Raw genomic sequence first — 14672 nt, forward strand, 5'->3', positions numbered from 1 at the left:
TGATAAAAATATTTTATGACCCAATTTCTCAGAACATACGCATTTGCATTGGCGCTAAGTCATATTTGCATTATTAGCTACTTACTTTTGCCTCAATCTAACTTATGGATGGCTTACGATCGTGCATTGGTTGAATCGGGACAGTGGTGGCGTTTAATCACTGCCAATCTGGTTCACCTTGGCGGTTGGCACACACTCATGAATTTGGCCAGCCTGTGGCTAATTAGTTTTATCTTCCAACCTCTGTTAAAAATGTCTCACTGGATGAGCTGGGTCCTTCTACTTTATTTCGTTAATATTTTAGCGATGCATTTATGGACTCCACATATTGTTCATTATGTTGGTATGTCAGGAGCTTTGTATGGCTTGATTGCCGCTTGCGCCACAGCTGAATTGCGACTGGGTGTAAAGCTTAGTGGTTTGCTGTTAATTATTGTCGCAGTCAAAATATTCCTGCCTGAAATAATGGGCGTTCAATCAGAGTACGACAATTGGCTAGGCGGTGCTGTTGTGGAAGAGTCGCATATCATCGGTTTCGTACAGGGCCTAATCCTAGGTCTGGTTTGGCCCAAAAGTCTGCTGAAAGGCCCTGCCCTTCAATCAATTCTTAAATCTAAGCAATCAAAAAAAGCTTAGAGCATTTATTCGATGGTGCTACGCTCATTAGATTAGGCCCCACTCTCTATTTTCTGTTGCGTAGCACAATAGATTCGATATAAAAAAGCCCAAAGAAACTTTGGGCCTTAGATGGATTAACCGCTAATTACTCTAGCTTAATCTTGCTTTTGTTTTTATCGACAGTTTTCTGACCAATACCTTTTACTGCAGTCAACTCATTGGCTGATTTAAAAGGGCCAAACTTTTGTCGATACTCAATAATAGCTTCTGCTTTTTTAGCACCGACACCAACCAACACTTTAGACAGCTGTTTGGCGTCAGCCGAATTAATATTAACAGTGTTAGAAACTTCTTGTCCTGCTCCCTGACTTCCTGCAGCAGCTAAGCCACCTCGTTCCTTGGCAGCTAAAACTTGAGTATTTACAGCTAAAATTAATGATAGGATTAAAGCTAGTTTTTTCATCATATATCTCCTTGTTATTGATATCCTTATTGTCACTGTCACGCGACAGACAAGAGGATAGTCAGAGGAGAGTTGCTTTACAACTAGCTTACAATGCTTTCAGAAATGTCGTACAGCGCTTTTAGTGGATCACTTGCTTTGGTTATTGGCCGCCCTATAACCAGATAATCTGAGCCGGCAGCAACGGCTTGCTCAGGGGTCATAATACGGCTTTGATCACCAATGTCACTGCCCGGTGGTCGAATACCAGGCGTCACTAACTTAAAGTCATTACCTAATTGCTCTTTTAACCTTTTGGCTTCCCAGGCTGAGCAAACAACCCCATCTAAACCAGCTGATTTCGATATGCTCGCTAAATGTTCTACCTGCTCTGGTAGATCGCGTTTGAAGCCTATCTCACTATAAGCAACCTCGTCCATACTGGTGAGCAAGGTAACAGCTATCAACAAGGGGCGATTGTCGTACTCTTCAATGGCTTGGCGTGCTGCATGCATCATTTTGCTACCACCGGAAGCATGCACATTAATCATCCAGACACCAAGCTCTGCAGCAGCTTTGCACGCTTTTGCGACCGTATTAGGGATATCATGGAACTTGAGGTCTAAGAAAACTTTAAAACCTTTGTTGACCAGTGTCTTTACAAACTCGGGGCCAAACAGAGTGAACATTTCCTTGCCTACTTTTAAGCCACACAGTTCTGGCTTTAACTTATCTACAAGCTCTAATGCTTGCGCCTGATTATCATAATCCAGCGCAACCAGAATTTTGGGATCGGACATACTCTTACTCGCCTTCTATACCTTTTATGGGTTTAACGGAACTCCACTCCTTACAGCTAGGACATTGCCAATAAATAGCTTTTGTCTGGAAACCACAGTTCTGACATTCATAGCGTGGCTTTCTAAGGAGCAATTTCACAACAATATCATCAAGTAGCTGCAAACTCGGTTTAGCTGATTCTTGCGCGTGCTCAATATGCAACGCTATCAGCCTGTGAAGCCCCTTTAAGGATGGTTTTTCTTGTAAATAGTGACCAATTAACATCGCTGCCGCTTTGTCATCCTTTTCTCTTTGAATGAGCTTGGAAAGCTCTATAAGCACTGAAACCCCAGCGTCCTGCTCTAAGCTTTCATTAAGGAACTGCTTGTAGCCTTTTGGATCCTTCTGCTCTGTGTAAGCCTCAGCAATTTTAGGCAGTGCCTCGGGTAGAAACGCAATGTCTTGTTTAAGAATTCTTTGATAGGAATTAATGGCCTGCTTGAAGCTCTTTTGCTGCAGATAAATATCGCCCTGCAAAATACTCACCCGCACCGAATCTGGGTTGATGGAAAGTGCTTTTTTAAGGTTAGCCAGCGCAGCTTTAATATCACCTTCGGAGCGCTTTTGATCGGCTAGCTCACAGTAAAAGTGGGCCAATGGCTTAGATTGTTCCTCACCCATACTGGACTGGAGTTGCTCGGCAACTTTTGCTGCCTGATCCCAGTCTTTAGTTAACTGATAAATATTAAGCAATTGGTGCAAGGACTCAGATTTATGTTCAGGATCATCTAATAGCTCAGTAAACAGGCTGATGGCTCTGTCATACATACCAACGGCATTATAATCGAGGCCTAACTGATAGAGAGCGGTATTACGATCATCGGATGAAAGTTGTGGGCGGGCAATCAGGTTTTGATGCAGTCTAATGGCGCGATCAACCTCACCACGTTTGCGGAATAGGTTACCCAGAGCCAAATGAGTCTCAACGGTGTCGGTATCAACCGTTAACAGGTCAATAAAGGTGTCTACTGCCTTATCGGCTTGCTCGTTAAGTAAGTAGTTAAGGCCTTTGATATAGTTGCTAGAAAGGCCGGAACCGGAGCTTTTAGAGTCTTTTCGTTGCTTACGGCCAAGGCGATAGCCAGAATATGCTGCGATGGGTAGTAGCGACAACACCCCATACAGGAACCATTCGTTCATGCTAAACCGTATCCTTGACCGGTGCAGTCCTCAAATTATTTAATTCTAATTCGGCTTTTCTTAGCCGGTTTTGGCTACGCTTTAGCTGTACGCGCAACTTAAGCACTAAAACGGTCATAGCTAACACGCCAAGCACCAGGCCAATTAAGGCAACCCAGAAAATCAATGTAGAAAGGGCCAATTCAGACTCAGCAAACAGGTAATCAACCACAATTGGCTGATTATTATTTAAGGCAAATACAGTACTGAGAATCAGTAAAGCAATGAAGAGTATAATCGCGAAGAGTTGTCGCAAGGTATTCTCCGTTTTGGTCAGAAATAACTATTTCAGAGGCTGTTAAGGTTTGATTGGCTTATCCTGGCCGTCATTCACTCGCTCACGCAACTCTTTGCCTGGCTTGAAATGAGGGACATATTTGCCGTCTAGCTTCACCGACTCACCAGTTTTTGGGTTACGGCCTACGCGTGGCGCGCGATAGTGAAGCGAAAAGCTGCCAAAACCACGGATTTCAATGCGGTCTCCATCAGACAGAGATTCCGACATTTGATCAATCATGGATTTCACTACCAGTTCGACATCACGTACTGATAGCTGTGGATTTTTATCCACTAAGCGCTCTATCAATTGCGATTTAGTCATGGTCAATATCCTTACGTCGTTCTACCTTTATTGCCTACAGTATGGTGGATTTTACCGAAAAATGCACCTAACTGTTTTAATTATATGATCTTTTTTACACTTTTCTAAGCAAAAAAAAGCCCGACTGGAGTCGGGCTTGATTTGGATCATGATGCTAAAAGCAATCAATATACGATTATTCGTCGCCTAATTGCTCTTTTAACAAGTCACCTAGAGTTGCTGGAGCAGAAGCATCGTTGCTGAACTCTTTAATTGCAGCAGCTTCTTCAGCAGCATCTTTCGCCTTAATAGAAAGGTTCAAGTTGCGGTTTTTCTTGTCAACGCCCATAAACTTGGCTTCGATTTCATCACCAACGCTTAGGTGTTTAGTTGCATCTTCAACACGGTCTGTGCTGATGTCTGATGCGCGTACATAACCGTCAATGTTGTCAGCTAATTCAATCAATGCACCTTTCGCATCAACTTCCTTAACTTTACCATTAACAAGTGTACCTTTTGGATGCTCTGACAAGTATTCAGCTAATGGGTCTGAATCAACTTGCTTGATACCAAGAGAAATACGCTCACGCTCAGCGTCAACAGCTAGAACAACTGCTTCAACTTCGTCACCTTTCTTGTAGTCACGAACAGCTTCTTCACCAGCGACAGTCCAAGAGATGTCAGACAAGTGAACTAAGCCATCGATACCGCCGTCAAGGCCAATGAAAATACCAAAGTCAGTGATAGATTTGATGCTACCTTTAACTTTGTCATTTTTGTTATGAGTTGCAGCAAATTCGTTCCAAGGATTTGGTACGCATTGCTTGATACCTAGTGAAATACGACGACGCTCTTCATCGATATCAAGAACCATAACTTCAACTTCATCACCCAAGTTAACCACTTTAGATGGGTGGATGTTTTTGTTAGTCCAATCCATTTCAGAAACGTGAACCAAACCTTCAACACCGTCTTCGATTTCAACGAAACAACCGTAATCAGTAAGGTTAGTGACACGACCTTGTAGACGTGCGCCTTCTGGGTAACGGTCATTGATATCAACCCATGGATCTGAACCCAATTGCTTGATACCTAGTGATACGCGGTTACGCTCACGGTCAAATTTAAGAACTTTTACGTCGATTTCGTCACCAACTTGAACCACTTCGCTTGGGTGCTTAATGCGTTTCCAAGCCATATCGGTGATGTGAAGCAAGCCATCAATACCACCTAAGTCAACGAACGCACCGTAATCAGTAAGGTTCTTAACGATACCTTTAAGCTCTGAACCTTCTTCCAGGTTCTCAAGAAGCTCTTCACGCTCAGCACTGTTTTCAGATTCGATAACAGCACGACGAGAAACCACTACGTTGTTACGTTTTTGATCAAGCTTGATAACTTTAAATTCAAGCTCAATGCTTTCAAGGTGAGTTGTATCACGTACTGGACGAACGTCTACCAATGAACCTGGTAAGAACGCACGAATTGATTGAACGTCAACTGTGAAACCACCTTTAACTTTGCCAGTGATAACACCTTTAACAGTTTCATTCGCTTCATGGGCAGCTTCCAAAACACCCCAAGCCGCAAAACGCTTCGCGCGCTCACGTGATAGGCGTGTTTCACCAAAACCATCTTCAACCGCGTCCAAAGCAACTTGTACTTCGTCGCCAACAGAAACTTCAAGCTCACCCGAATCACTTAAGAATTGATTACGTGGGATAACGCCTTCTGATTTCAAACCAGCGTTTACAACAACGACTTCGTTATCAATATCAACCACCACACCTGTGATGATTGCACCTGGACGCATTTCTACGTTTGCTAAACTTTCTTCAAAAAGTTGTGCGAAATTTTCGCTCATTCGTTAGTACCTGATATTCTTTGTCGGTATACAGAGTATTAGTAAACCGAACAAAGGCTTGTTTAAATCACCACACTATGGTCCTATAGTGATGGGTCAGTTAGTTAAGCTAACTCATTCATCCGTGCGAGCCAGCGTAAAATAATTACTCAGAAAACCCTATAAAATCAAGAATTTGCTGAACCACTTCATCAATAGATAATTGTGAGCTATCAATAACAAGAGCACCCTCTGCTGGCACCAATGGAGCCACAGTACGAGTGCGATCACGCTCATCTCTATCGATGATGCTTTTTAAAAGGTGCGAAATGTTAGCATCTACGCCCTTTTCGATCAACTGTTTATGGCGCCTTTCCGCCCGTATCTCGGGGCTTGCGGTCAAGAAAACCTTAAAATCGGCGTCGGTAAAAACCACTGTCCCCATGTCTCGCCCATCAGCAACCAGACCGGGTTTCTGCCTAAACTGCCGCTGACGAGTCAACAAGGCTTCTCTGAGCTCTGGAATTGTCGCAATTTTAGAGGCCATAGCGCTGATTTCGTCCAAACGCAGTTTAACTCCAACATCTTCGCCATTAAGCAGGACTAACTGCTCGCCATCAGCTTGTGGTTCGAACACCACATCCAGGTTCAAAGCAGCTTGCGCCACGGCTTGAGTATCTTCAGGATCAATCTCCTGCTCAATCACTGACAACGCCGTTAAACGATACAAGGCCCCACTATCCAACAAATGATAGCCCAGTTTTGTTGCAAGAATTTGACTTATGGTACCTTTGCCGGAACCACTAGGCCCGTCAATGGCTATGACAGGCACCTGCTTATTATCTGCATTCATGGCTTATTACTTAGTCATTTCGCGCAAGACGCGGACAAACTTAGCATTTTCCTCTTCTAGGCCAATACTGATACGCAAATGATTCGGCATTTCATAGTTGCCCACTGGACGGACAATCACGCCCTGCTCCAACATTTGCTGATATAAAGGACCTGCTGCCTGTTTCATATCTACCGTGATAAAGTTAGTGACAGACGGAATATAATCATAACCAAGCTCATCAAATACTGAGATTAATTGCTGCATACCAGCCTTATTAACATCTAAGGCTTTTTGCAGGTAAGCATGGTCATCTAGCACCGCTTCTGCCGCTGCCAGTGCCAAAGAGTTCATATTGAAAGGCTGGCGAGGACGGTTAATCAAACCGGTTATTTCTTCATTGGCTACCGCATAGCCAGCTCGAACGCCTGCCAAGCCATACGCTTTTGAGAAAGTACGAGTGACAATCAAGTTAGGATATTCTTTAATCCAGGGCACTGTTTGTGGGTATTCCGCATCTTCGACATACTCGTAATAGGCTTCATCTACCACCACGATCACGTCTTCTGGAACCTTATCCATAAAAGCTTTCAGGTCAGTTTTATTAACCCAGGTGCCGGTAGGATTGTTCGGGTTAGCGATAAAAATCATACGCGTGTTCGGTGTGATTGCCGCAGCTGTCGCTTCGAGATCATGCCCCCAGTCTTTTGCCGGGATAACGACTTTCTTAGCACCAATTGCCTGAGTCACTATCGGGTAAACTACAAACGCGTGCTGCGAGAAGATCACTTCATGCTCTGGTGCGACAAATACACGTGCAATCAACTCAAGTACATCATTCGAGCCGTTACCTAGCGTAATCTGGCTAATCCCAACACCCAGACGCTCAGCCAACTTGGCTTTCAAATAATAGCCATTGGCATCCGGGTAGCGAGCCAAGTCCGCAAATTCTTTCTCCATGGCAGCTTTTGCTTTAGCGCTGATACCAATTGGATTTTCATTACTGGCCAACTTTACAATATTGGTGATACCTAGCTCTCTCTCCAACTCCGAAATTGGTTTGCCTGGCTGGTATGGATGAAGTTCCTGAACACCCTTATTCGCCAAAGCGATAAAATCACAACTCATAACTTACTCCAGTCTCTTAAACATAATACGCCCGAACCTTAGGCGTCTCGTTCAATACTTCGAAATGGCCGCCATTATCCTTGAAACTCACCAGATTTTCACCCCTTCTGATTTCTTTAGTGGTATTCAACAAAAAAGGCCGCACAAGGCGGCCTAAATCTATAGGTGAATCATTTATATTATTAGAAGTTTACTGACACTCCTAAGCGTACCGAGCGCGGAGCTTGGTAGCTAGTAGGTGTTAGATAATTTGGATCTGGATCACCATTATCTTGCTCAGCTCTCTCATAAACCTCTGTATAGGTTTCTGTAGTCCAGATATTGAATACATCCAATCGAATAGTCATATCCAAATCTCCCCACTCAGGCATATAAGCCAAACCTAAATCAAGGTCCTTAACAGATGGTGTACGACCACGACTACCACGAGGTACTAGCTGTCCATTATCGTAGAATGACTCAGCACCATAAAGAGAAGCAAAGAAGTCTGTCGGATGCACCCCAAATGCATTTACAGGACGACCCGACTGCCACAAGAAGTTACCACTCAAGTGCAAGTTATCAGTTAATGCTGTGCGCCCCCATAACTTTAAGGTATGACGTCTATCATTTGGTAAGTACCCATAAGCACCATCTAACAATCCAGGTTGGTCAAACAAAGTTGTTAAACCGGCATCGGCCTGTCCATTATCACTTCGTACAAAGCCTTCATTATTACCGTAGCTTTGTGCCCACACGTATGAACCTTGCAATGACCAATCACCGTCCCATGGACGCTCAAAACTAAACTCTACAGAGTTATACTTACGACTTGACTCTGGATAGCCTAGCTGATCAGCAGTCAGATTAGCAAACTGCTCAAACTCAGGCAGGTAGATACGCATATCCTGACCCGGATTAGTTAGAACATATTGATGGAAGCCACTCCAAACATCTGCTGGGTCATCGCCATCAACCGTTTGCGTTAGGCCATTTTCGGCAGCCCAATCGAGAACAGCAGCATCAATCGCTACATCTTCAAGTGTTGACTTAAGATCACGACGAATGAAGCGTACCCCGGCAGTCCAGTCATTATCAAATGCGTATTGATAACCGATAGCAAACTCATCTTGATACATCGGATCTAGATCTTGGTTAACAATAGCGCGTTCGTCCGCAACCTGGCCGTTTGCATACACAGTTACAGGCTCCATTGCAGGACCTACAACTGGTGTGCCATCAGCATTAACACCATTCAGCTCAAAGAATTGCTGCGTGAAAAATTCAGCACCAGCCAAACGAATATTTGTATTAGTTGCTACAGGTAAGTGATAACGACCATAGTTTACAAAGAACTTAGACCGGCCATCACCATTAATATCCCAAGCCATGCCTAAGCGTGGTGCAATCTGGTTGTCAATTTTAGTAAAGGTATCACCGTTTACATTCTTGTTATCAAAGTACTCATTTCTCAGCCCCAACGTCAAAGTAACATCACCAAGAGACCAGATATCTTCGATATACAATGCTCGAGAAATCGTTTCGAAAGAGCCGCCGTTAAAATAGAAACGCTCACGTACTGACTCGCCAGTTGAACTGTCGGTATCGGAATAATAACGATAGTAAACCCCACCGGAATACTGAGAGGTGTCCGTTGCAGTGTAGTTTTCTTCATCAAAACCAAAACGAAGTTGATGGTCTCCGAGATACCAATCAAAATCTAATCGGAAGGCATCTTTTTCATCAAGCGATGACCCAACAGATAAATTAGCCCAGTTACCTAAAGGAACAAGAACACCAGAACGACCATCATAAATAGCTGGATTCCCATCAAGAGAACTGTATGAAGTACGATCGTATTCGCTTTGACCAAACAAGGCAGACACAGTTAAGTCATTAAACTGTCCTGTGTACTTCAAAATATGGTTATCACCACCAGACTTCTGGAAGGCAACTCGGGGATTATTACCACTTAAATCCACTGTAGTGTATTGGGTATCTGTCGCATCAGAAAACCCTGTGTATTCAAGTAACTGGTCAGCATTAATCTGCCAGTCAATTTTGGCACCCCAGAAAGCATCATCACTTTGACCGGTTTGTAACTCGGTTCCACCACTGATTAAATCTTCTGACTTATTATCACGTGGGTTATACATGACATAGTAGAATAACTTGTCTTCAAGTATTGGTCCGCTTGCGTGTAGAACGACATTCTTATAATCATCGTAGTCCTGACTGTTATCAGTAATGATCGTTGTACCGTCGCTAAGTCGAATAATATCTTGTCGATCACCCCTTAAGCTGTCGGGCTCCCAGAAATAATCGATACCCCACTCAAACTCATTGCCACCGGATTTAGTAACCGCGTTTACAACACCACCCGTTGAGCGCCCAAATTCTGCGCTGTAACCACCTGTTTTAACCTGGAACTGTTCATAAAATTCAAACGGAATAGTACTAGCACCCAAGCCATTACGGAAATTGGTTACGTTGAAGCCGTTGACATAGTAGGCATTTTCACCAACAGTCGCGCCACCAAATGAAGCGAGATTACCGAATGCAGAGTCTCCTTGAAGTGTACCCGGTGCGAGCAATGATACAGCGGTTAGGTTCCGGCCAACTGGTAACGCATCAATTTCTGCTTCTGTTACATTCAAGGCTGCTTCTGCAGTAGTTGAATCCAGACGAATTCGACCTGTTGTAACAACAACTGTTTCGACACCTTCCTGGGCAAGACTCACATCAATTTCTGTACGCCCGCCAATGCCAACACGAACGTCAGCAGTGTAAACCTCATAACCTTCTTTAGACACGTTTACCTTATACAAACCAACGGGTAAAGCTGGAAACACAAACTCACCGTTTACGTCAGATTGGATCGATTTTGTATAACCAGTGCTTTCATTGGTTACAGTAATTGTCGCACCACCCAACTGCTGTTCTCCAGCAGCAACATCACCAGCAATGACACCGTTAACGTTACTTGCTGCCTGTAAGTGCCCAGAGGCCAAGCCCAGCGCAACAATTACAGCAGTATGTGCGACTATTTTTTTAAAGGAATAGTTCCCCATAAACATCTCCATAGCTATATAGTGGTACATAATTTTTGATTGAGTAAGAAGTTCTTATAATGCTTTTATTGACTTCCGCAGCTAAACTACTGATGCGTTGTGTAAATAGCAATAAACCACCAAAGACCTATATGACAGATGCTTATATCGAATGTGACTTGTAATAAACCAAACTAATAAGGCTTGCAAACATTGCAAGCAAGACGATACTGCAAAGATTAGAAAAGCTCTTAAATAATAAATAAATAATACTAATGAATGCAGTATTGACTTGGCGGCTAAATTATGAAAAAAAGCCTTTGTTATGCAAAAAGATTATATGGTTTGGATAATAATTTTTACTGTATAGTGAGTTTTTTTGAACTCCTCAATTAGCAAGGAATAGTCCAATGAAGTATTTATTTGCTTTGCTCAGTCTTATTTTACTGATAGCTGGCGTTTACCTAATGGCAATCAATAAAGAGTCTGAATCGCCTAAAACCACTCCAGTCGAGGAGCAACTAATGCCACATTCAGAGAAATCAGAAGTCATCCCACCCGTAGCCAAGAAAGTACCTCATGAAATGACTATTCATGGCGACACCCGTATTGATGACTATTACTGGATGCGTGACGATAGCCGTACAGACACTGAGATACTGGCGCATCTTGAAGCTGAGAATAACTATAAAGAAGCTATGTTGGCGGATACCAAGAGCTTGCAGGAAAAGCTTTACAACGAGATGGTGAGCCGTCTTGAAAAAGACAAGTCGACAGTACCTTACCGTTTAGGTGATTACTTTTATTATGTTCGTTTTGAGGAAGATAGTGAGTATCCGATTTATGCTCGTAAGCAAGGTTCGCTGGAAGCCAATGAAGAAATTCTGCTTGACGTCAATGAGCTAGCTAAAGGGCATGATTACTTTAATGTAGCATCCACTGAGGTCAGCCCTAATCACGCTATCTTAGCTTATTCAGACGATAGTATTGGCCGTCGTGTTTACACTCTGCGCTTTAAGGATCTCTCGACAGGCAAACTATTGCCAGACACACTCCAAGAGACTGACGGCGGGATTGTATGGGCCAATGATAACGAAACCATTTTTTATATACGCAGAGACCCGCAAACTTTACTTGGCTACCAGGTTTTCCGTCACAAACTAGGTACAGAACAAACAGACGATGCCTTAGTTTACGAAGAAACCGATACCAGTTATTACACTGGGCTAACCAAGTCATTAGATGGTAGCTTCATCAAGATTGGACACTACAGTACTGAAACCAAAGGAGAGAGTATTCTTGATGCTAACGCACCTGACGGTGAGTTCAAAAAATTCTATCCTTTAGAAACTGGACATGAATATTCGACCTACAAGTCAGGCCAATACTTTTATGTACAAACCAATAAAGAGGCTAAGAACTTTCGTTTGATGAAAGTGCATCAAAGTAAACATAATGACTTCTCGGCTTGGAAAGAAGTGATTCCTCATCGTGAAGATACACAAATTACTGATGTAAAAGCCTTTAAAGATTTTATTGCCTTAACCGAACGCAGTAATGGCTTAACCAGCATTCGTGTCATGAACATAGAAAATGGCAGCTTCAAGTCCGTCAACTTTGATGACCCTGCCTACGCGGCCCGTTTTTCTACCAACAAAAACTTCGACAGCGAAACCTTGCGTTATACTTACTCAAGTCTAACCACCCCTGACTCGATCTATGACTTTAATATGGTCACTGGTGACAGTACGTTGCTTAAGCAAGACAAAGTCCTAGGTGAATTCGACAGCAACGACTATCAAAGTGAGCGTTTATTCATTGATGCCAGAGATGGCGTGCAAGTTCCGGTGTCGCTAGTCTATCGTAAAGACATGTTTAAAAAGGATGGCACCAACCCTCTATATCAATACGGTTATGGCTCCTATGGCGCAACCATGGATGCCAACTTCCGCTCCAATTGGCTATCGCTGGTTGATCGTGGATTTGTAGTGGCCATTGCTCATATTCGCGGCAGCCAAATGTTAGGTCGTCAGTGGTATGAAGACGGGAAAATGTTCAATAAAATTAATACCTTCGCCGACTTCATTGATGTCACTGACGGTTTGGTTAAGCAACAGTATGCAGCCAAAGATAAAGTCTTTATCGCAGGCGGAAGCGCCGGTGGTTTATTGATGGGTGCAGTCATTAACATGGCGCCAGAAAAGTACGCAGGTGTTGCTGCCCATGTACCTTTTGTAGATGTGGTAACCACCATGTTAGACGAATCCATTCCGTTAACCACCAATGAGTATGACGAATGGGGTAACCCCAACGATAAAGACTCTTATAAGTATATGTTGTCTTACTCGCCCTACGATAACGTCAAAGCACAAGACTATCCGCACATGTTAGTCACCACCGGATTGCACGACTCACAGGTCCAATATTTTGAGCCGATGAAATGGGTCGCTAAATTGCGTGACTATAAAACAGATGATAATAAACTACTCTTCCATACTAATATGGAAGCAGGCCATGGCGGCGCTTCAGGTCGATTTAAAAGGCTTGAACAAACTGCAATGGAATATGCCTTCTTCTTGGATTTGCTTGGAATTAACGACTGAAATAACTGAAATAATTATTGAACACGTTAGGGCGACAATCCGTCGCCTTTTTTATTAGAGGAGATTTTTAGTGCTGGAATTACGACCCACTTGCGAGAACTGTAGAAAGTCTTTACCACCAGATTCAACAGAGGCCATGATATGCACTTATGAGTGTACTTTTTGTCGAGACTGTGTCGAAAAAATATTACACAATGTTTGCCCGAATTGTGGTGGAGGATTTGTTCCCCGTCCTATAAGGCCTAAAACTGCTCATATTGAAAACGTATCTTTACAACATCAGCCTGCAGGTGCGCGCGAGGTATACTCTCCCATCAACTTAGATACGCAGGCCAAGCTAATCGAAAAACTGGGTAACATCCCCCCAGAGCAACGATAATTTTTCCCCCAATTAAAAAAAGGCAGTCAATTGACTGCCTTTTTATACTTACCGGTACTTGGCCACTAAACTTTTCGTTCAAATTCCCGCATAAACTCAACTAAGGTTTGCACTCCTTCCAACGACATTGCATTGTAAATGCTCGCTCGCATGCCCCCGAAATCACGATGACCTTTCAGAGCAAGTAGACCTTGCTCTTGTGCTTGCTGTAAAAAGACTGAATCCAAACTGTGGTCTTTCAACGTGAAGGCTACATTCATCACCGAGCGTGAGTCTTTTGCTACTGGCGAATGATAAAAATCAGAAGCATCAATCGCATCATAAAGCAGCTGGGCTTTTTGTTGGTTCAATTTTTCAACCGCTTCAACGCCACCCCGCTCTAACAACCACTCGAACACCAGCCCGGCCAGGTAAATACCAAAGCTTGGCGGTGTGTTGAATAAGGATTTATGTTGGGCCATCAATGGATATTGAAATAACGAAGGCACACGATGGGTTTGCATTTGTTCGAACAAATCTTCACGCACAATCACCACCGTCATCCCCGATGGCCCGATGTTTTTTTGTGCGCCGGCATAAATTAAAGCATACTGCTCAATATCAATGGGACGCGACAAAATGTCAGAACACATGTCGCAGACTAAATTTCCAGCAAATGCTTTGGGTTCCGTTTTGAACTGTACTCCGACAATAGTTTCATTGGAGGTAAAGTGCAGGTATTTCCCAGCCTCATCCAACTGCCATTCTGACTCAGGAACAATCGCTAAGCCTTCTTCAGTTTGATGAAAACCTTGCTGAACATGGATGTTGCCAAAGCCCTGAGCTTCTTTAATAGCTTTTTTGGACCAATGAGCTTGTTCAAGATAGTTTGCAGTATCATCCGGTGCCAGGAAATTCATGGGCACCATAGCAAACTGATGAGAAGCACTACCGTGCATAAACAATACGCGGTAGTGGTTTGGGATATTAAGTAGCTTTCTAAGATCGGCTTCAGTTTGCTCAAGAAGCTGTTGAAACTCAGGTGTGCGATGGCCAAATTCCATCACTGAACAACCGTGACCATTCCAGTTTAAAAGCTCTTCTTGCGCACGCTCAAGCACTTCCGTCGGTATGGCGGCTGGGCCAGCACTAAAATTATAACCGCGATTCATATCGTTATTCAGATCTCTACTTTTATCAAAAAGTGCGAGTAAGCTTTA

Annotated in this window: 13 protein-coding genes; 3 read left to right on the plus strand and 10 right to left on the minus strand. The window is 43.3% G+C overall.

All coding sequences use genetic code 11. The features are described 5' to 3' along the window. Nucleotides 1-15 precede the first annotated feature (15 nt). Nucleotides 16-636: a rhombosortase gene (gene rrtA / locus ACN0VI_RS10415; protein WP_417446746.1), complete on the plus strand. Its 621-nt coding sequence runs from the start codon at nt 16-18 to the stop codon at nt 634-636. A gap of 127 nt (nt 637-763) precedes the next feature. Here rrtA and ACN0VI_RS10420 read toward each other — a convergent pair whose 3' ends face one another. The 9 genes from ACN0VI_RS10420 to ACN0VI_RS10460 form a co-directional block, all read right to left on the minus strand. Then, nucleotides 764-1081 carry a ComEA family DNA-binding protein gene (locus tag ACN0VI_RS10420; protein ID WP_417446747.1) on the minus strand — a complete coding sequence of 106 codons (318 nt, stop codon included), beginning with the start codon at nt 1079-1081 and terminating at the stop codon, nt 764-766. Between the two features lie 83 nt (nt 1082-1164). Further along, complete coding sequence (gene pyrF / locus ACN0VI_RS10425; protein WP_417446748.1) at nt 1165-1860, minus strand: orotidine-5'-phosphate decarboxylase; 696 nt, start codon at nt 1858-1860, stop codon at nt 1165-1167. 4 nt (nt 1861-1864) lie between these two features. Continuing rightward, on the minus strand, nt 1865-3040 hold the full coding sequence (lapB, locus tag ACN0VI_RS10430) for a lipopolysaccharide assembly protein LapB (RefSeq protein WP_417446749.1): 1176 nt from the start codon (nt 3038-3040) through the stop codon (nt 1865-1867). 1 nt (nt 3041) lies between these two features. Next, nucleotides 3042-3335, minus strand: a complete 294-nt coding sequence (locus tag ACN0VI_RS10435) for a LapA family protein (RefSeq protein WP_417446750.1) — start codon at nt 3333-3335, stop codon at nt 3042-3044. A gap of 42 nt (nt 3336-3377) precedes the next feature. Further along, on the minus strand, nt 3378-3680 hold the full coding sequence (ihfB, locus tag ACN0VI_RS10440; protein WP_012800833.1) for an integration host factor subunit beta: 303 nt from the start codon (nt 3678-3680) through the stop codon (nt 3378-3380). Nucleotides 3681-3855: 175 nt separating this feature from the next. Then, the gene (rpsA, locus tag ACN0VI_RS10445) at nt 3856-5523 is read right to left on the minus strand and encodes a 30S ribosomal protein S1 (RefSeq protein ID WP_417446752.1); all 1668 of its coding nucleotides are present in this window, start codon (nt 5521-5523) and stop codon (nt 3856-3858) included. Nucleotides 5524-5668: 145 nt separating this feature from the next. Beyond that, on the minus strand, nt 5669-6355 hold the full coding sequence (gene cmk / locus ACN0VI_RS10450; protein ID WP_417446753.1) for a (d)CMP kinase: 687 nt from the start codon (nt 6353-6355) through the stop codon (nt 5669-5671). Nucleotides 6356-6361: 6 nt separating this feature from the next. Further along, nucleotides 6362-7462: a histidinol-phosphate transaminase gene (gene hisC / locus ACN0VI_RS10455; protein WP_331890099.1), complete on the minus strand. Its 1101-nt coding sequence runs from the start codon at nt 7460-7462 to the stop codon at nt 6362-6364. 182 nt (nt 7463-7644) lie between these two features. Further along, nucleotides 7645-10512, minus strand: coding sequence for a TonB-dependent receptor (locus ACN0VI_RS10460; RefSeq protein WP_417446754.1), 2868 nt, complete (start codon nt 10510-10512; stop codon nt 7645-7647). A gap of 503 nt (nt 10513-11015) precedes the next feature. Here ACN0VI_RS10460 and ACN0VI_RS10465 point away from each other — a divergent pair. Together ACN0VI_RS10465 and ACN0VI_RS10470 are read left to right on the plus strand one after the other, a co-directional pair. Then, a complete protein-coding gene (locus ACN0VI_RS10465) occupies nt 11016-13094 on the plus strand; it encodes a S9 family peptidase (RefSeq protein WP_417447046.1) in 2079 nt (692 codons plus the stop codon). A gap of 70 nt (nt 13095-13164) precedes the next feature. Beyond that, on the plus strand, nt 13165-13473 hold the full coding sequence (locus ACN0VI_RS10470) for a DUF1272 domain-containing protein (RefSeq protein WP_417446755.1): 309 nt from the start codon (nt 13165-13167) through the stop codon (nt 13471-13473). 65 nt (nt 13474-13538) lie between these two features. On the opposite strand, the gene serC is transcribed toward ACN0VI_RS10470, so the two are convergent. Continuing rightward, nucleotides 13539-14624, minus strand: coding sequence for a 3-phosphoserine/phosphohydroxythreonine transaminase (gene serC, locus ACN0VI_RS10475; protein ID WP_417446756.1), 1086 nt, complete (start codon nt 14622-14624; stop codon nt 13539-13541). Nucleotides 14625-14672 lie beyond the last annotated feature (48 nt).

Source organism: Kangiella sp. (genome assembly GCF_048265365.1).
Classification (GTDB): Bacteria; Pseudomonadota; Gammaproteobacteria; order Enterobacterales; family Kangiellaceae; genus Kangiella.